The 17,290-nt window shown below is 55.2% G+C and carries 17 protein-coding genes; all 17 read left to right on the top strand.

Features of this window, described 5'->3' with window-relative positions; genetic code table 11:
* The first annotated feature begins 51 nt into the window (after positions 1–51).
* Positions 52–591, top strand: a complete 540-nt coding sequence (locus IEX85_RS18400) for a VOC family protein (RefSeq protein WP_188862086.1) — start codon at positions 52–54, stop codon at positions 589–591.
* Between the two features lie 54 nt (positions 592–645).
* Complete coding sequence (locus IEX85_RS18395) at positions 646–1,947, top strand: pyruvate dehydrogenase complex dihydrolipoamide acetyltransferase (RefSeq protein ID WP_188862085.1); 1,302 nt, start codon at positions 646–648, stop codon at positions 1,945–1,947.
* Between the two features lie 53 nt (positions 1,948–2,000).
* Complete coding sequence (gene lpdA / locus IEX85_RS18390; protein ID WP_188862084.1) at positions 2,001–3,392, top strand: dihydrolipoyl dehydrogenase; 1,392 nt, start codon at positions 2,001–2,003, stop codon at positions 3,390–3,392.
* Positions 3,393–3,465: 73 nt separating this feature from the next.
* Positions 3,466–3,669 carry a hypothetical protein gene (locus tag IEX85_RS18385; RefSeq protein ID WP_188862083.1) on the top strand — a complete coding sequence of 68 codons (204 nt, stop codon included), beginning with the start codon at positions 3,466–3,468 and terminating at the stop codon, positions 3,667–3,669.
* 45 nt (positions 3,670–3,714) lie between these two features.
* Complete coding sequence (locus IEX85_RS18380; RefSeq protein ID WP_188862082.1) at positions 3,715–4,464, top strand: sulfite exporter TauE/SafE family protein; 750 nt, start codon at positions 3,715–3,717, stop codon at positions 4,462–4,464.
* Positions 4,465–4,592: 128 nt separating this feature from the next.
* Positions 4,593–4,841, top strand: coding sequence for an FmdB family zinc ribbon protein (locus IEX85_RS18375; RefSeq protein WP_188862081.1), 249 nt, complete (start codon positions 4,593–4,595; stop codon positions 4,839–4,841).
* A 228-nt stretch (positions 4,842–5,069) separates the two neighbouring features.
* A complete protein-coding gene (locus IEX85_RS18370) occupies positions 5,070–6,098 on the top strand; it encodes a LacI family DNA-binding transcriptional regulator (protein WP_188862080.1) in 1,029 nt (342 codons plus the stop codon).
* 671 nt (positions 6,099–6,769) lie between these two features.
* Positions 6,770–7,519, top strand: a complete 750-nt coding sequence (locus IEX85_RS18365; protein WP_188862079.1) for an electron transfer flavoprotein subunit beta/FixA family protein — start codon at positions 6,770–6,772, stop codon at positions 7,517–7,519.
* 1 nt (position 7,520) lies between these two features.
* Positions 7,521–8,450 carry an electron transfer flavoprotein subunit alpha/FixB family protein gene (locus IEX85_RS18360; protein WP_188862078.1) on the top strand — a complete coding sequence of 310 codons (930 nt, stop codon included), beginning with the start codon at positions 7,521–7,523 and terminating at the stop codon, positions 8,448–8,450.
* A gap of 361 nt (positions 8,451–8,811) precedes the next feature.
* Positions 8,812–10,470: an electron transfer flavoprotein-ubiquinone oxidoreductase gene (locus tag IEX85_RS18355; protein WP_188862077.1), complete on the top strand. Its 1,659-nt coding sequence runs from the start codon at positions 8,812–8,814 to the stop codon at positions 10,468–10,470.
* Positions 10,471–11,614: 1,144 nt separating this feature from the next.
* Positions 11,615–12,040, top strand: coding sequence for a hypothetical protein (locus IEX85_RS18350; RefSeq protein WP_188862076.1), 426 nt, complete (start codon positions 11,615–11,617; stop codon positions 12,038–12,040).
* Positions 12,041–12,483: 443 nt separating this feature from the next.
* Positions 12,484–12,858: a hypothetical protein gene (locus tag IEX85_RS18345; RefSeq protein ID WP_188862075.1), complete on the top strand. Its 375-nt coding sequence runs from the start codon at positions 12,484–12,486 to the stop codon at positions 12,856–12,858.
* Entirely contained in the window at positions 12,855–13,106 is a 252-nt protein-coding gene (locus IEX85_RS18340) for a hypothetical protein (protein ID WP_188862074.1), read from the top strand. Before IEX85_RS18345 ends, IEX85_RS18340 begins: the two co-directional genes overlap by 4 nt.
* 102 nt (positions 13,107–13,208) lie before the next feature.
* Positions 13,209–13,685, top strand: a complete 477-nt coding sequence (locus IEX85_RS18335) for a hypothetical protein (protein ID WP_188862073.1) — start codon at positions 13,209–13,211, stop codon at positions 13,683–13,685.
* Positions 13,686–13,773: 88 nt separating this feature from the next.
* Positions 13,774–14,760 (top strand): hypothetical protein, encoded by a 987-nt coding sequence (locus IEX85_RS18330; protein WP_229722004.1) that lies wholly within the window; start codon positions 13,774–13,776, stop codon positions 14,758–14,760.
* A gap of 303 nt (positions 14,761–15,063) precedes the next feature.
* Positions 15,064–16,026 (top strand): hypothetical protein, encoded by a 963-nt coding sequence (locus IEX85_RS18325; protein WP_229722003.1) that lies wholly within the window; start codon positions 15,064–15,066, stop codon positions 16,024–16,026.
* 209 nt (positions 16,027–16,235) lie between these two features.
* A complete protein-coding gene (locus IEX85_RS18320) occupies positions 16,236–17,213 on the top strand; it encodes a hypothetical protein (protein WP_188862072.1) in 978 nt (325 codons plus the stop codon).
* The last annotated feature ends 77 nt before the right edge of the window (positions 17,214–17,290 follow it).

Genomic DNA, 17,290 nt, shown 5'->3' with positions numbered 1-17,290 from the left:
ACCGGAGCCGCAGGCTGCGGATCCCACCAGACTCAGATTGCCGGAGGCATTATGACGAGCAACGAATCGGGCCTGCCGGGTTTGCGCGGCACCGACCATATCGGCTTTACCGTGCCGAACCTCGACGAGGCGGTGGCCTTTTTTGTCGACGTTATCGGCTGTGAAGCCTTCTATGAGCTGGGCCCCTTCGACAGCGGCGAGTGGTTGTCGCAGCAACTGGGCGTTCATCCGCAGGCGGTCATGAAAAAGCTGAAATTCCTGCGTTGCAAGAACGGCTCGAACTTCGAGCTGTTCGAATACCAGGCACCGGACCAGAACCCTGAACAGCCGAAGAACAGCGATATCGGCGGCCATCACCTGGCGTTCTACGTCGACGATTTCGATGCGGCGCTGGAATACCTGAAGGCCAAAGGCGTGGAAATCATGGGCGAGCCGGTGGTGCGGACATCCGGTCCCAGCGGCGGCCAGACCTGGGTGTATTTCAAGACACCCTGGGGCATGCAGCTCGAGCTGCTCAGCTACCCGAACGGCAAAGAGTACGAGAAAGACTATCAGCACAAGCTCTGGCACCCGGCGCATCCCGCCGAATAAAGGGTATTCAAGCCTGACGCTCGTGGCCCCGAACAGACTTAAGGAGACAGACAAGTGCCCGTAATAATTACACTCCCCCCCGTCACCCCCGATTTCGATGCCGGTACCATCGGCGCCTGGACCAAGCAGGTCGGTGACCGCGTCGAAAAGGGCGATGTCATCGCCGAGATCGAAACCGACAAGGCGCTGGTCGAAGTCGAGGCCGAAGAGAGCGGCGTGCTGGGCCGGATTCTGGTCGAAGCCGGCCAGAGCGATGTGCCGGTGCACTCGACCATCGGCGTGCTGTTGAAAGAGGGTGAAACCGAGGCCGATATCGACAGCTTCCTCAACGGTGCCGATACGGCTGTGGCCGGTGAGTCCGCGCCGGCAGAAGCGGAAGCCAAGACCGAGACCGCCGCTGCGCCGGCTGCCGCGGCGGCCAGCGAGCCGGCGGGCGAAACCCGCATCTTCGCCAGTCCGCTGGCCCGGCGGATCGCCGGTCAGAACGATGTTCCACTCTCGGCGCTGACAGGCCGCGGGCCCAATGGCCGTATCCTCAAGGCGGACGTCAACGACTTCATCGATACCCGCGGCGCCGCGCCCGAAGCGCCCGCGCAGGCGGCATCGGCGCAGGTGGTGCCGTTGCAGCAGAAGCAGGCCCCGGTCAGCCATGGCGATCACGACGCCATCGCCCACAGCAGCATGCGCAAGGTCATCGCCTCGCGGCTGGTGGAATCGAAGCAGACGATCCCCCATTTCTACCTCAGCGTCGACTGCGAAATCGATGCCCTGCTGGCGCTGCGCGCCAGCCTCAATGCCGAGTCGCCGGAAGGCGATGGGCGCTACAAGCTGACGGTCAACGACTTCGTCATCAAGGCGGCGGCGCTGGCGCTGCGCGATGTGCCGGAAGTCAACGCCAGCTGGACCGACACCGAAGTCCTGCGCTACCGGGATGTCGATATCTCGGTGGCGGTCTCGACCGACGACGGCCTCATCACCCCGATCGTCCGCAAGGCCGATACCAAGGGGCTGGCGACGCTGTCGAACCAGGTCAAGGAGCTGGCCGGCCGTGCCCGGGAAGGGCGTCTGAAACCCGACGAGTACAAGGGCGGCGGCTTCTCGATCTCCAACCTCGGCATGTACGGCATCAACTCCTTCAGCGCCATCATCAACCCGCCGCAGTCCTGCATTCTGGCCGTTGGCGCGGGCGAGAAGAAGCCGGTCGTGCGTGGCGACGAGCTGGCGGTGGCGACGCTGGTCAACTGCACCCTCTCTGTCGACCACCGCGTCGTCGATGGCGCCGTGGGCGCGCGCTTCCTGCAGGCGTTCAAGCACTACATGGAGCATCCGACCCATCTGATGCTGCGCGGTGGTTGAGTGGATATCACAACGCTTGAATCGACATTCCGAACAGGGGGTAGCAAGGCAATATGAACACTTACGATTTGATCGTCGTCGGCGGTGGACCCGGCGGCTACGTCGCCGCCATCCGGGCGTCCCAGCTGGGCATGAAAACGGCGCTGGTGGAGCGCGAGCATCTGGGCGGCATCTGCCTGAACTGGGGCTGCATACCCACCAAGGCGCTGCTGCGCTCGGCCGAGATCATCGACCAGATCCGCCACGCCGATAACTACGGGGTGTCGGTGAGCGGCCTGGAGTTCGACCTGAAGAAGATCGTCAGCCGGTCCCGCGGCGTCGCCGGCACCCTCAACAAGGGGGTCGCCCATCTGCTGAAGAAGAACAAGGTCACCGTCTACAACGGTCATGCGCAGCTCAAGGGTGGCGGCAAACTCGAAGTCGACAGCGACAAGGGCAAGGTGGAGCTGGCCTCCAACAGCATCGTGCTGGCGACCGGCGCCCGGGCGCGCAGCCTGCCGGGCATCGAACCCGACGGCAAGCTGGTCTGGACCTACAAGGAGGCCATGACCCCGGAATCGTTGCCCAAATCGCTGCTGGTGATGGGCGCCGGCGCCATCGGCATCGAGTTCGCGAGCTTCTACAACAGCCTTGGCGTCGAGGTCACCGTGGTCGAGGCACTGGATCAGGTGCTTCCGGTCGAGGACGCCGAGATCGCGGCGCTGGCCGACAAGGCATTTCGCCAGAAGGGTATCCGGATCCTGACCGGCGCCCGGGTGACCGAGCTGCGCAAGGGCGCGAATTCGGTGGTCGCCGTGGTCGAGAGCGCCGGCGGGCGCGAGGAGATCGAGGTCGAGCGGCTGATCTCCGCGGTCGGGGTGGTCGGCAATACCGAAAACATCGGCCTGGAAAACACCGCCGCCGAAGTCGAGCGCAGCTTTGTCCTGACCGACGAGTGGTCGCAGACCGCAGAACCCGGCCTCTACGCCATCGGTGATGTGGCCGGCGCCCCCTGCCTTGCGCACAAGGCCAGCCACGAGGGCATTATCTGCGTCGAAAAAATAGCCGGCACCGAGGGACTGACGCCGCTGGACAAGGGCGCCGTGCCGGGCTGCACCTACAGCAGCCCGCAGGTGGCCAGTGTCGGCCTGACCGAAGCCAGGGCCCAGGAGCAGGGATACAAAGTGCGGGTCGGGCGCTTCCCGTTCAAGGCCAACGGCAAGGCCATCGCGCTGGGCGAATCCGAAGGTCTGGTGAAAACCGTTTTCGACGACAAGACCGGCGAGCTGCTCGGTGCCCACATGATCGGTCCGGAAGTCACCGAGATGATCCAGGGCTACGTCGTGGCGCGTCAGCTCGAGACCACCGAGCATGAGTTGATGCACACCATCTTCGCCCACCCGACCCTGTCGGAAAGCATGCACGAGGCGACGCTCGACGCCTACGGCAAGGCATTGCATATCTGATAACGCGGATTCACCGGGGGCTGGCTTCAGCCCCCGGTTTCCCTGAACGTTACCGATGAGCTTCAGTTTCCCCATGTCACAACGAAAATATCCCGAAGCGCTGGTACGCGAGGTGCTGACAAAGCGCAACCTGGGTTACAGCCTGCCCGAACTGGTTCGGCAGTACGGCTTTTGCGAGCAGACGTTTTTCCGCTGGCAGGCACGGTACGATACCCTCGAGCGCGAGTTGCGGGCCAGCTGCGGCGGCTCTTTGCGCCCTCACCCCGAGTCGGGTTGAGGGCGCAGCCCGCTACCGCGCAAGAATGCTCAGGAGGGAGCTCGAGTGATACTGGATCCGTTTTTCCTGCTATGCGCCATACCGGCGGTATTGATCTTTGGCATTGCCAAGGGTGGTTTCGGCGGGTCCATCGGCATTGTCAGTGTGCCGCTCATGGCGTTTGCCGTGAGCCCCTTGCAGGCGGCGGCCATTTTGCTGCCGATTCTCTGTGTCATGGATATTCTGGCGATAAGGAAATTCTGGCGGCGCTGGGATGCCGACAACCTGCGCATCATGCTGCCGGCGGCCATTCTCGGAGTGGTGATCGGGACCTTTACCTTCAAATACCTTTCCGAAGCCCATGTGCGGCTGCTCATAGGGCTGCTGGCGCTGGGTTTTGCACTCAACTATTACCGCAAGCGAGAGCTGCAGGAGGGGCGGCGTCCCGGCGCGGTGGCGGGTACTTTCTGGTCGATGCTGGCGGGTTTCACCAGTTTCGGTATCCATGCCGGCAGCCCCCCGGTCAGCGTTTATCTGATACCGCAGAAACTGCATCCGAGCATCTTCGTCGGCACCTGCGCCGTCCTGTTCGGCGTTACCAACTACGTCAAGCTGGTGCCGTACTTCTGGCTGGGCCAGTTCAGTGCGGACAATCTGCTGACGTCGCTGATGCTGCTGCCGCTGGCACCCCTGGGTATCTGGCTGGGTTACCGCCTGCACAAGAAGTTTTCGGCGAAGCAGTTCTATGGCTTTTTCAACTTTTTCCTCATGATCGCCGGCATCAAGCTGATCTACGACGGGTTGCTGACACTCTGACACCGGGAGGGCAGGCGCAAGGGTTGACATAATGCAAACGTTTGCATAAAGTGGGTTCGTGCTCGACAATTACGGCGGTCCCGAAGGATCCGCCCTGAAGCTCGCTATCTGCAATGAGGATGAACCCGATGCCCACCTACGTTTACGAAACCATTCCGGCCGACAGCGCTACTGCTCCGCGCCGTTTCGAAGTTATCCAGAAAATGTCGGATGAGCCGCTGAAGGTGGATCCCGAGTCGGGTTTGCCGGTGAAGCGCCTGATCAGCGGCGGGGTGGGGATCAAGCTCAAGGGCTTGAAGCGCAGCACCCAGGTGAACAAGCTGAGCCCGGCTGCCACCGCCTGCGGTTGCGCCACCGGTTGCGGCCATCGCCATTGAGGCAGGGCTGCGAGGTGCAAGTGCCCGACGCCGGTGCCTTTACACTGGCGCGGACGCTGCCGCCTTGTCTTTGCCGATTGCCGGCCCAGCCTGTATTCTTGCCGGGAGCGGTTTGACGAAGGGGGCCTCCCCGATACAAGCCTGACGCTCGGGCCCGATGGAATACCCGCTTCGCCTGGCATTCCGGTCGTAGGCCGTCATTGAGTTGTTTTTCCGTGGTCAGGGTTTATGAGCGCTAAAAAGGTTACATTGCGGGATATCGCAGAACATCTGGGAGTGAATACCTCTACGGTTTCGCGCGCGCTGAACCCCAAGACCAGCAAAATGCTCACGGCAGAGCAGGTGCGCCGGGTACAGGAGGCCGCCGATGCCCTGGGCTATGTGCAGAATACCATGGCCTATGCCCTGAAGAAGGGCCGTTCGATGACCATCGGGGTGATCATACCCGACCTGATGAACCCGGTGTTCCCGCCGATCCTGAAAGGGATCATGAATTACCTCAATCGCGAAGCCTATACCTCCATCATCGCCTATAGCGAAAACGATATGGAGCTGGCGCTGACCGAAATCAAGCGCATGAAGGGCCGCCAGGTCGACGGCTTTATTCTTGCAGGGGCATTCAGGGACGACTTCTCGGTCGATTACTGCGTCGACAACAATATTCCGGCGATTACCGTCGGCCGCTCCGTGGACAAGGACGTGGTCGACAAGATCGTGATCGATAACGAGTCGGGGATGCAGCAGATGGTGGAACACCTGCTCGAACTCGGCCACCGCCGGATCGCGCTGATTGCCGCGCCACAGAATATTTCCGACGGCTACGAACGTTACCGGGCCTATCTCGAGCAACTGGAAAGTCACGGAATCGAGGTCGACGAAAGCCTGATCGTGCAGGCCGAGGCGTTCAGTCAGGATGCCGGCCGCAAGGCCACCGGCGAGCTTCTTTCCCGTAACGTTCCTTTCAGCGCGGTGATCGCCGCCAACGACCTGGTCGCGCTCGGTTGCATCGAAGAGCTGGAGCGAAACGGGGTGCACTGCCCCGATGATGTCTCGGTCATCGGCTTCAACAATATGCCCTATCTGGATCAGTTCAGGGTGCCGCTGACGACCATCGAGATACCGAGACTGCGGATGGGCGAGAAAGCGGCCAGGGTCATACTCGAACGTCTGAAGAAGCCTGAGATGCCGCTGCAGCATATAGTGCTGGAGCCGCGGCTGCTGGTCCGCAGTTCGACTGCGCGCTGCAGGGACGCCTGATCCCGCTTCTCCCGAATCCACGGATGCCCCGTGGGAGCCGCGCCTCGCGGCGAAGCTTTTTGGCCTCGCTCGATAGGTTTATTCGCGGTGAGGGCGCGGCTTACGGGAACAGCTGAACTCCGCACACCCCGGAGCGGCGTACCCATACTCAAGGGCACTTCCTCGCCGCGAATGGCCCGTCGCGAACCCTGTGGGCATCGGGACCACCCGTTCCCGGGCAGGTCGCCGTTCCCGTGCCAGCCACCTCAGCCCTGCTTATCCCGATAAGGCCCTTTGCCCGACAAGCTCCTTTCTGAATCGGCGTTGCCGCTCGCAGACCCCCCTGTATCTGCCGTCTTCTGTCCTACAATGCTGCATGTGGTTGTATCGCTGCGGCGGCGGTCATGCCGCGCTGTCCGTCTGTGACAGCAAGTCGTGGCCTTTTTTGTCAATCGATAGTCTCCTTTTGTTATTGTTCTGGGGTGTTGGACAAGGGAGACTAAGACTCATCGAATCCAAGGCTAGAGAGCATTTCAGCATGTCTTGGGTTGAAGGCAGGCCCTCGGGCCAGGTGGCTGTCCTCTTTGGTTCTTATATTGATAACCTGGGGGACGCCGGATTCTCTTTTCGATGCCGGTCGCTGTCCGCTTGAAGGATGTCGAACGGCTGCTAACAAGAAAAGGCAGAACAGCATGAAAGTACTGGTAACGGTCAAGCGTGTGCTCGACTACAACGTCAAGGTACGCGTCAAGGCGGATCAGACCGACGTGGATCTGACCAACGTCAAAATGGCGCTGAACCCCTTCTGCGAAATCGCCGTCGAGGAAGCCGTGCGTCTGAAGGAAGCGGGCATCGCCTCCGAAGTCGTGGTCGTCTCCATCGGCCCGAAAGCGGTTCAGGAGCAGATCCGCACCGCGCTGGCGCTGGGCGCCGACCGCGGCATCCAGATCGAAACCGACGAAATGCCGGAATCCCTGTCCGTCGCCAAGCTGCTGGCCAAGGTCGTTGCAGAAGAGCAGCCGGGCCTGGTCATCCTGGGCAAGCAGGCGATCGACTCCGACAACAACCAGTCCGGCCAGATGCTGGCGGCGCTGACCGGCATGGGTCAGGGCACCTTCGCCTCCGAAGTCAAGGTCGAGGGCGAAGAAGTGCTGGTCACCCGTGAAGTCGACGGCGGCCTGCAGACCGTTGGCCTGAAACTGCCGGCGATCGTGACCACCGACCTGCGTCTGAACGAGCCGCGCTACGCGTCGCTGCCGAACATCATGAAGGCGAAGAAGAAGCCGCTGGACGTCAAGACCCCGGCGGACCTGGGTGTCGAGCTGCGTGCTCACACCGAGCTGCTGAAAGTCGAGCCGCCGGCCGAGCGCGCGGGCGGTATCAAGGTGGCTTCGGTCGAGGAGCTGGTCGAGAAACTGAAAAACGAAGCGAAGGTGATCTGAGATGGCTATCCTGATTGTTGCAGAACACGATAACGCCACTCTGAAAGGCGCTACCCTCCACGCCGTGTCCGCAGCCGCTCAGATCGGTGGCGATATCGCTGTACTGGTCGCGGGCGAAGGCTGCCAGGCTGCCGCCGATGCCGCCGCCAAGGTTGCCGGTGTATCCAAGGTGCTGCTGGCGGACAACGCCGCTTACGGTCACCAGCTGGCCGAAAACGTTTCGCTGCTGGTTGCAGAGCTCGGCAAGGACTACAGCCACATCCTGGCGCCGGCCACCACCACCGGCAAGAACCTGCTGCCGCGCGTCGCCGCGCTGCTGGATGTGGGCCAGATCTCCGAGATCGTCGCCGTCGAGAGCGCCGACACCTTCAAGCGCCCGATCTACGCCGGCAACGCCATCGCGACCGTGAAGTCGCTGGATGCGATCAAGGTCATCACCGTGCGCGGTACCGCTTTCGACGCCGCCGCTGCTGAAGGTGGTTCGGCTGCCGTCGAGGCCGTGGCTTCGGCTCACGACGCGGCCCAGTCCCGCTTCGTCGGCGAGGAAGTCGCCGTATCCGAGCGTCCGGAACTGACCGCTGCACGCGTCGTCATCTCCGGTGGTCGCGGCATGGGCAACGGCGAGAACTTCGCGCTGATCGAGAAGGTCGCCGACAAGCTGGGTGCTGCCGTCGGTGCGTCCCGTGCCGCCGTCGACGCCGGCTTCGTACCGAACGACATGCAGGTCGGTCAGACCGGCAAGATCGTCGCCCCCGAGCTGTACATCGCCGTCGGTATTTCCGGTGCCATCCAGCACCTGGCCGGCATGAAGGACTCCAAGGTGATCGTCGCGATCAACAAGGACGAAGAAGCGCCGATCTTCCAGGTGGCCGATTACGGCCTGGTGGCAGACCTCTTCGAGGCTGTCCCGGAGCTGGAAAGCAAGCTGTAAGGTCGTTGTAGGATGGGTGAAGTCGCAACGGTACGGACTTGCCGATTGGCAGCGGTCTTGCTGCGGCGAAACCCATCGACGAACCGAAGCCTTTGAGTAGTAAGTAGGATGGGTGGAACGGCGCCCGGGTGAGGGCTGTCCGATACTGCCAATGTTTGAGCGCCGTGCAACCCATCTTGGGGCGCCGGTGGCTCAACGGTTCCCGAGTCATCGATGGGTTTCGCGCGCATAGCCTGCGGCCCGATGACGGCAGGTGCCATTGCGGCTCCACCCATCCTGCAGTTACTTACAGAATTACATTCGTCCGGCAGGGCCCGCCAGGGGCCTGCCGGACGCTACAAGAAAAACGAGGTTAAGTCCCATGAGCGAAGCCGTTCGCGAATCAATGGAGTTCGATGTCGTTATCGTCGGTGCCGGCCCCGCCGGTCTGTCGGCCGCCTGCCGCCTGATGCAGCAGGCCCAGGCCGCGGAACAGGAACTGACGGTCTGCGTCGTCGAGAAAGGCTCCGAAGTCGGCGCCCATATCCTGTCCGGCGCCGTCATTGAGCCGCGGGCGCTGAACGAACTCTTCCCGGACTGGGCCGAGCAGGGTGCGCCGCTGAAGACCGCGGTGACCGAGGATCAGATCTATCTGCTCAAGGACGCCCAGAACGCGCGCCAGATTCCCAACGGCCTGGCGCCGAAGACGATGCACAACGAAGGCAACTACGTTGCCAGCCTCGGCAACCTCTGCCGCTGGCTCGGCGAGCGCGCCGAAGAGTTGGGCGTCGAGGTCTTTCCGGGCTTTGCCGCGGCCGAAGTGCTCTACAACGACGACGGCTCCGTGAAGGGTATCGCCACCGGCGACATGGGGATCACCGAAAAGGGCGAACAGGGCCCGAACTACATGCCGGGCATGGAACTGCATGCCAAGTACACCCTGTTCACCGAAGGCTGCCGCGGCCATCTGGGCAAGCAGCTGATCGAAAAATTCGCGCTGGACAAGGATTCCGATCCGCAGCATTACGGTATCGGCATCAAGGAACTCTGGGATATCGACCCGGCCAAGCACAAGCCGGGCCTGGTGCTGCACGGCGCCGGCTGGCCGCTTGAGAAGGGCACCAACGGTGGCTTCTTCCTGTACCACGCCGAAGACAACCAGGTGGTGGTGGGTCTGATCATCGACCTCAACTATTCGAACCCCTGGCTGAGCCCGTTCGACGAGTTCCAGCGCATGAAGCACCACCCGCTGATCAAGCAGTATCTTGAAGGCGGCAAGCGTGTTTCCTACGGCGCCCGCGCCATCGCCAAGGGCGGTTTCAACTCGCTGCCGAAGATGACCATGCCCGGCGCACTGCTGCTCGGCTGTGATGCCGGCACCCTGAACTTCTCCAAGATCAAGGGCACCCACACCGCGATGAAGTCCGGCATGATCGCCGCCGAGACGGTGTTCGAATCCCTGGCCGCAGGGGACGAGGGCGGCAAGGACCTGAATGCCTTCACCGAGAAGTTCAAGGACTCCTGGCTCTACGACGATCTGTTCCGCAGCCGCAACTTCGGCCCGGCGATGCACAAGTTCGGCACTGTCCTGGGCGGCGCCTTCAACTTCGTCGACCAGAATCTCTTCGGCGGCAAGATCCCGGTGACGCTGCACGACACCCGCAAGGACTACGCCGAGCTCAAGCCCGCGTCCGAGTGCAAGCAGATCGAGTATCCGAAGCCGGACGGCAAGCTGAGCTTCGACAAGCTGTCCTCTGTGTTCCTGTCGAACACCAACCACGAAGAGGATCAGCCGAGCCACCTGCAGCTCAAGGACGCCAGCATTCCGCTGTCGGTCAACCTGCCGAAGTGGGCGGAACCGGCGCAGCGCTACTGCCCGGCCGGCGTTTACGAGGTGGTCGAGGACGAGCAGGGCAAGCGTTTCCAGATCAACGCCCAGAACTGCGTCCACTGCAAGACCTGCGACATTAAAGACCCGTCGCAGAACATCACCTGGGTCGTGCCTGAAGGCGGCGGCGGTCCGAACTACCCGAACATGTAACGTTGTTGTTCTTTGCTCCAAGCAGTAAGCCCTTTGCCCCGCATTTGCGGGGCTTTTTACGTTATGGGCTTAGATTTGTCCGTCACGCTTTAGCGGGAAGTCATCCGTAGGGCGCCCTGAGCGCAGCAACCGCCATGGATGGGGATGGCGGGAAGCCTGGCATTGCAGGAGCAAATGTCAGCGAAGCGCGCCGACTATCGCTCGCATAAAGCACTGCAAACACTGTCCTCTCGAAAAGCCAGCAACGCGTAGCGATGCCGCTAAAGCGCGATGAACCTTTTTATTAAGTGTGCCTTCGACGGAAAGGAGCGCGATGGGTGCTGTTTTAATGAAACATTAAAGATATACGGCAATTTCGGAATAATCAGAATTTATAGAATAGCGGTGGAACGATATTATCGGACAGCTGCCATCGCTTTAATCTGACAGCGAAAGTTGTCTCAATTCAAAGACAGTTAGTGGTAGCGAACCGGCGAAAAATAGCCCATCCTTAGATCCAAGGGACTGAAGGCTGCCGGATACCGCCGGCAGCCCGGCGCACCTATGCACATGCTCGTTTTCAGCGGAGGAGAATGGCTGTGATATCTCGAATATCTCTCCTTTTAATGCGTTGGGTCCCTTCATTCGGAATCGGGTAACGGGGAAGATCTGGTCAGATTTTGCTGCAATTCAGCAGGCGGAGATGGCCTGGTTCTCCGCGTTAACAGCGGCTTTCCGTCAAACCGGACGGAAGGGCGGTAGCGTGTCTGATAGGCTCATCATCGGGAACTGATGGGTGCTGCTTGCCGTTGAACAGGATGAAGAATTTGATTCAGTATATGTAGGTCTCCATCGTGTGCCGGCTATGGCGTTGAACACGCATGTAGTCTGCGGCTGATTGGAGAAACGGATGCTTCGCCATCTTCAACAGCTCGTCCATGAAATGTTTGGAAGAAGCTATACGTATAGCTTTTGGTCCGGGGGACGAGGTGAAATGCCTTTTTAACATTGCGTTCGAGTCATAGGTTATGCGGTTTAATATGGAAATCAATATGTTAGGATTTTGGCTCTGTTTCGTGATGAAGTTCAAAAGGTATACCTTCTAATAATTATTATAAGGCCGAAGGCCTCATTAACAGACTGTTATGTGTAAGAAAATTCCGCGATGATGCCTGAAAAAGACTGGCTTGATATATCTACGGCCTTGATCACCCCCGTTATTGCGATACTGGGCATAGGTCTCGGAATTTTGCAATGGAAGATCAATCAAGCTCGGCTACAGCACGAACTGTTCGATCGTCGTTACGAAATATTCATGACGACGAGCGAATATCTATTTTCTGTCGTTTATAGATCTAAGGCTGAAATGGAAGATCGTGTTCACTTTCTCAAGAAAACAAGGGGTGCATTCGCGGTGTTCAGCCCTTCGATCGTTTCATTTATCGAACAAGTTCATAAACAGTCCGTCGCGCTCGATACGAGTATTGAGAGTGGAAATGACGAAGCAAAACAAGAGATTGTCATGTGGTTTGGTAAGCAACTTAAAGACGTTGATGAAATATTCAAGGACGAGCTAAGAATCAATGGTTGAAATTGCACATAACAAGCGCAGGCAGCAGGACGCTCGCAAGCTCACGCCTCTGCTGCGGGCGTTATGAGTGCTTAACAGGGTTCTAAATATTATTCATAGCTGCACTTCTTGCTCGCTTGCTGAAGTATGGTTCGAAGAAGATGGCACTGATGTCTATCTAAACCTGAATCGGGTAGCGACGGAGGAAGATCTTGAGCAAGATCATTATCTTGAATATGAGGGGCAGATAATCGAAGTCGTTAGAATTCAGGTGGCATTCTGCCCTTATTGTGGTCAAAAGCTCGCAAACGGTAAGGATGTAGTTGTGCCAGAGTTCCATCATCATAATTTTGGTGGCAGGAAGTGAGCACTCATAACCAGGCGCAGCACTTCGCAGCCTTCGGCTGCCGGACGCTCGCAAGCTCGCGCCGGTGTGCGCGGCGTTAACCTCATTCGAGGAATCGATGAATACTGAGGAAATAATAGGAAATCCAAAGTTTAGGCTGATAGTTTCGTCGCTGCTCACGATTGCGGTTGGTGTGCTTTGCAGTCTTTTCGCTACCGAGATATCTAAGTCTGGTGTGGTTGAATGGTCTGCCTTTCATAAGGCCGAATCGTTCTGGTGGCTTTTGATAGTAGTTGTTATCTGGGTTTCCGCACAAATTTTCTATCTGAAGCATGACGAGAGAGTGTATGCCTTCTCGGATGATGCCTTCTGTCTTGCGCATATCCGAAAAACCAAACTGGAAGCTTTTGCCCGGCAAGTGAAGACAGATCCTGACAAGGCAAATTTGGTTAAAGCGTCTACCTTATTGAAGGATCTGGGGGTAAAACAATGAGTCTCTTTGTTTCTACTGAGGCAGCTGAACAATTGCGAGAGATGGATAAGCGCCCGGGGCTTGTTAATGTCGGACTCCATGATATCCTCAAGAAAATCGATACAGATGGGATTGATCTTTCTTCGCCTAATATACATAAGCTGCAGGGCGCAGAAGAAGAAATATACGTTTTAAAGCACCATTCTTTGCGGCTGTTTCTGACTAAAAGTGATGACGAAATCGTTCTTATGAACATCCTAAAAAGGTAGGTTAACAAGGCCAAGCACTGCGACAGCTTTTCCGTTGTGGCTTCGCCTACACTACAAAGCTGCGCGTGTTGGCGGCGTTAAGCCCAAGGGGAGTTAGTCGAGGTGTCAAAGTACGAGATTTTGAGTGTCGTCTTGGGCTGTATCGCGACCATCGTCAGCTTGGTCGTTTGGGGTGGACAGCGAAAAATTCAGAGAGAAGCCAATGACCTTCAGCGTGCAACGTCGGAACTTGCCAAAAAGCAGTTGGAGATTCTGCTCCGGGAGGAGAAGGGAAAAGATGCTGCTCGACTCTCCTTCGACATTTTTAAAGACGGTAAAACCTACCGATTCCGGATAACAAACATCAGCGATGTCGCCGCAAAAGATGTTGATCTACGGTTATTGGTAAAACCGGAAGACAGTCCTCTTGTCAAAAATGATTACGAGGCTAAATTTCCCGTACCAATACTCCAGCCCGGAGGTTCTGTTACTTTGATTGCAGCGATCCACTTCGGGAGTCCTACTGCATACAACGCAGTGCTTTCATGGGTTAATCCAGATGGTGAAGAGGTTTCGGAAGAGACATATGCAGCATTGTAGGCTTAACAAGGCCAGGCACAGCGACGGCTTTTTCGTTGCGGCTTCGCCTCCGCTACAAAGCCGCGCGTGCTGGCGGCGTTAGCCTATCATGGATTTCTACAACTTTATGACACCAATTTTTGACCCAGCATCGGTTACCAGACTTAACGAGCGAACTGATTATGAACGCTGGCTTTTAGAAGCAGTTTACGCACTTGTAGAAGACGATCTGTTTCCTTCTTGGCCAGATGGAGTAATTTATAAGCTAGATAATCCTACAGCTGAGTTCATTGGTCATGGCCGGATGAACGCCATCATTGGTGACTGGAGACCTAGCTTTCTAAAGGCGGGTGCACCTCTTGTCTTTGTCTCGACTTTCAAGCTTCTAGATATGTTGATTGAATGGATTCTTGAGGAGAACGGAATTTCCTCGACTTTCCGTTTTCAGCAAAAGTTACAGCATCTTTCGAGCGAACCGGTATTTCCTCAATTAATCTCCTCGCGGACGTGGCTAAAGGAACGTCTCATTGGCCTTTACAGGTTATTAGAACCACTCCGTGGAACAATTATTCACGACAGACATTTCATCGCGACTGATGGTTCTATTCGAGTGGCCAGCTCTAGGAGAGGTGTGATAGGAGAGACCATAGAAATCAGTGCTGCTAATCTTAGGAGACTTGCGCGAGTTGTTGTCAGCACCCTAAAGTACATCGATGACAGTTGGCATCTAGATGAATTTCGAGAAAAGCTGCTTCGTCATGATCTAGATGAACTTGAGGGACTACATGGATTGCCGTCTTTAGAACAACGTCAGCCCTTTCATGTTTGTGTGCGGGTATATACCACAAACCCTAATCCACTTCTCGTCGATATAGCAGCAATACAGGCAGATCTCACTGCTCACTACTTTAATAACGACTGCTCTTTCGACTTGCGAGTTTTGCTCGTAAGGGAAGTAGGTGTAGTTGACGCATTTTTATTTCCGTGGGCCGTCTTTTCGGGCGCGAATACGAACTGGACCCTAAATATCAACGCCGAGCAATACAGAGCTGCCATACCAAATGACATTAGGCCAGAGGATCTACGTCATGTGTAAGGCTAACAAGGCCGTGAACGAACAGGCACTTCGTGCCTTGGACCTCGCTTCGCGAGGCCCGTTACGGCAGCGTTCGGCCGGACACTAGGAGATCACGATGGAGTTACAAGCCGGAGTAAGAAAAAGATACAGCAAGAACTTTGTCCTAGATGCAATGAGTAACGGGTCAGGTCTTGTCTTTTGACTTTGCTTCTAAACTGAAAGGCAAAAATAAAGACCTGACCCCGTTAACTTTTTCGTAGTCGAAAAGTAATTCTCCCGGTTACTTTTTGGTTGTTTTAAATGGGGGCATTGGAGCTCATTATGATGAGAATATTCATGGTATTTCTTTGTGCCTTATTTGTCACCTCTTGCTCGAGCATAAAATCAATTGAAGACCCAAAGGCTGAGGATGTTGATGGCTTGACATATTACATGCCTAAAAAAGACTTTGTCGTTACGGTTAATGTAGAAAGCAATAAAATAACAAGAGTATCTTTTGGAACAACACCTGCGTATCCTGACTTGTCTAAACAATATGTCTTGAATCATGGGAGTAACTTATTAGGTAAAAATACGTTAGATGTTGCCGTAAACGAAAAAGGATTATTAACTTCTAGCAAGTCAACTACTGTAAGTAACGTAACAGATGCATTTAAAAATTTAGCTACTACATATGGGCAGTTACGAACTTATAGCTTAGTAGGGCAACCTGCGCCAGCAGGAAACTGTACTACTGATGGGGAGCATATTTTTACATACTCCAATACAGGGTCGTATAATCCCTGTCGCTTGATAGTTACTATTAGCAAAGCTGCGTTGGCCAATGGAACTAAGGCTCATGCTAAAAAGCCAGAAGAATCATACTCAGGCATCTTTTATCGTCAAAATGAGCCATATAAAGTGGCTGCTACTGGCCTGGGCTTGAATGTGTCCTCAATAGTCTTTTCACCGTCAGAATCAAGAATTCTATTTCTTCCTGTTTCCAAAACATTTTTTGCTAACAACGAAGCAGACTTTGCATTTGTGGACGGTGTCCCAACAAAATACAAGCAAGACACTGATGGCGAGGCTATAGCCTTGTTGAAGCTCCCTGCTGATATTCTGGGTGCTTATTTTAGTGCTGTTGGCAATATTTTCGAGAGCTTTAAGTCTAATGATACTAGTGAAGCTGAAGCGCTGAATAGCTCTCTTTCGCTTGAACTTGCGAAAAAGAAATATGCTGCTTGTATTGAAGCAATAGAGACGGAAGATGAAGATCTAATCAAGGAGCTAGAGTGTAAATAGCTTAACAAAATGCTGCTGCAGCAGACCTACGCTACGCTTAGGTTTGCCCCAGCGCATGATGACGTTAACTTTCGAAGGAGGAACCAACGGGTTCAAACCAACGGGGTCATGTCTTTGATCCCATTGCTTCGGAAATAATTATACTGCCACAAGGCTCCCCATGAGCCTTATAAACTACCATAACAGCTTGAATCGGAAAGGAGATTAATTTGAGAATATCATTACGTACCGGAATTTCTGTTTTATTCGTGGTTCTCTTGTCAGGTTGTGGAATTATGCCAGCAAACTGGGGGAAACTTGAAGGGCGTGCTTGGTGCGATGTTCGTTATCTTGATGTAGTTAAAAAGTATCAAGACTACAATACAGCAGGTCCGAAATTTAGAAAGAGGCTGCAGCTTTCTAAATCAGGCTATATCTATGCTATAGCAGCTGTATTACCACTTCAAAGAGCTAATAAAGAGCTAGATTTTCATTTTGACAAACCTGAAAGGCTAAAGGAAGTAGTGGAGTTGCGAGAAAATCTGGAGAATGGCTTTGATGCAATGACTTTTGTTCTGCATGACGAATTTGGGACTCCAATTAATATAATAATATCTTTTGGTGGATCTAATCAGTTTAGGGACTATTTATTGCACAATTTTTGGATATTTCCAGTTCAGTTTGATGATGCTCGCGCTTATGTTGATAAAGTCAAACAGAGTGCAATTGCAGAGCGACTCCCCATCATTGCGGTAGGCGCATCCCTTGGGGGCGGGCTTGCGGTGCATGTTAAAAATCACGACGATACTAAGAAAGTTATTGCTGAGGCATGGGCATTTAATCCTAGCCCTCGCATAGGTGTAGAACACAAAGACGACGATAACAAAATATTTATGCTTGCAAATAAATATGAAATACTTAATTACTTTAGGCGCGATAATCTAGGTGCATTAGAAAAGAACGTGGCTAAAGATTATAAACTAATTAAATCAAGCTCAATTTATGCTCACTACCGATGGGTTCTAACTAGGCAGGTTTTACATTTTGCTGACTTGGCCTTATATTTTGAGTCTGGAAAGTCAAGAAAACTTACAGAGCCAATGAGAATTCTAAAGTCCCAGAATATTTCCTCGAAAATTTGCACAGATGAAATGAAGAAAGGGATAATTAAAGATAGAAGTAAAACTCAAAGTATGAATATTATTTAAAAATAGAAAAAGGGTTTAGGTCTTGCCTTTTGCTCATTAAGTAGAGGCGAAAATAAAGACCTGTTCTTTCTGCTAAG

The sequence above is a fragment of the Marinobacterium nitratireducens genome (genome assembly GCF_014645375.1).
GTDB classification, from domain to species: Bacteria; Pseudomonadota; Gammaproteobacteria; order Pseudomonadales; family Balneatricaceae; genus Marinobacterium_A; species Marinobacterium_A nitratireducens.
The sequence above is the reverse complement of the archived record's forward strand: the minus strand, read 5'-3'. Positions and strand labels throughout refer to the sequence as shown.

Coding starts and splice junctions, on each gene's coding strand:
- IEX85_RS18360 (WP_188862078.1), top strand. CDS start 7,521: ATGGCTATCCTGATTGTTGCAGAACACGATAACGCCACTCTGAAAGGC.
- IEX85_RS18325 (WP_229722003.1), top strand. CDS start 15,064: ATGATGAGAATATTCATGGTATTTCTTTGTGCCTTATTTGTCACCTCT.
- IEX85_RS18365 (WP_188862079.1), top strand. CDS start 6,770: ATGAAAGTACTGGTAACGGTCAAGCGTGTGCTCGACTACAACGTCAAG.
- IEX85_RS18350 (WP_188862076.1), top strand. CDS start 11,615: ATGATGCCTGAAAAAGACTGGCTTGATATATCTACGGCCTTGATCACC.
- IEX85_RS18330 (WP_229722004.1), top strand. CDS start 13,774: ATGGATTTCTACAACTTTATGACACCAATTTTTGACCCAGCATCGGTT.
- IEX85_RS18340 (WP_188862074.1), top strand. CDS start 12,855: ATGAGTCTCTTTGTTTCTACTGAGGCAGCTGAACAATTGCGAGAGATG.
- IEX85_RS18375 (WP_188862081.1), top strand. CDS start 4,593: ATGCCCACCTACGTTTACGAAACCATTCCGGCCGACAGCGCTACTGCT.
- lpdA (WP_188862084.1), top strand. CDS start 2,001: ATGAACACTTACGATTTGATCGTCGTCGGCGGTGGACCCGGCGGCTAC.
- IEX85_RS18385 (WP_188862083.1), top strand. CDS start 3,466: ATGTCACAACGAAAATATCCCGAAGCGCTGGTACGCGAGGTGCTGACA.
- IEX85_RS18345 (WP_188862075.1), top strand. CDS start 12,484: ATGAATACTGAGGAAATAATAGGAAATCCAAAGTTTAGGCTGATAGTT.
- IEX85_RS18400 (WP_188862086.1), top strand. CDS start 52: ATGACGAGCAACGAATCGGGCCTGCCGGGTTTGCGCGGCACCGACCAT.
- IEX85_RS18355 (WP_188862077.1), top strand. CDS start 8,812: ATGAGCGAAGCCGTTCGCGAATCAATGGAGTTCGATGTCGTTATCGTC.
- IEX85_RS18370 (WP_188862080.1), top strand. CDS start 5,070: ATGAGCGCTAAAAAGGTTACATTGCGGGATATCGCAGAACATCTGGGA.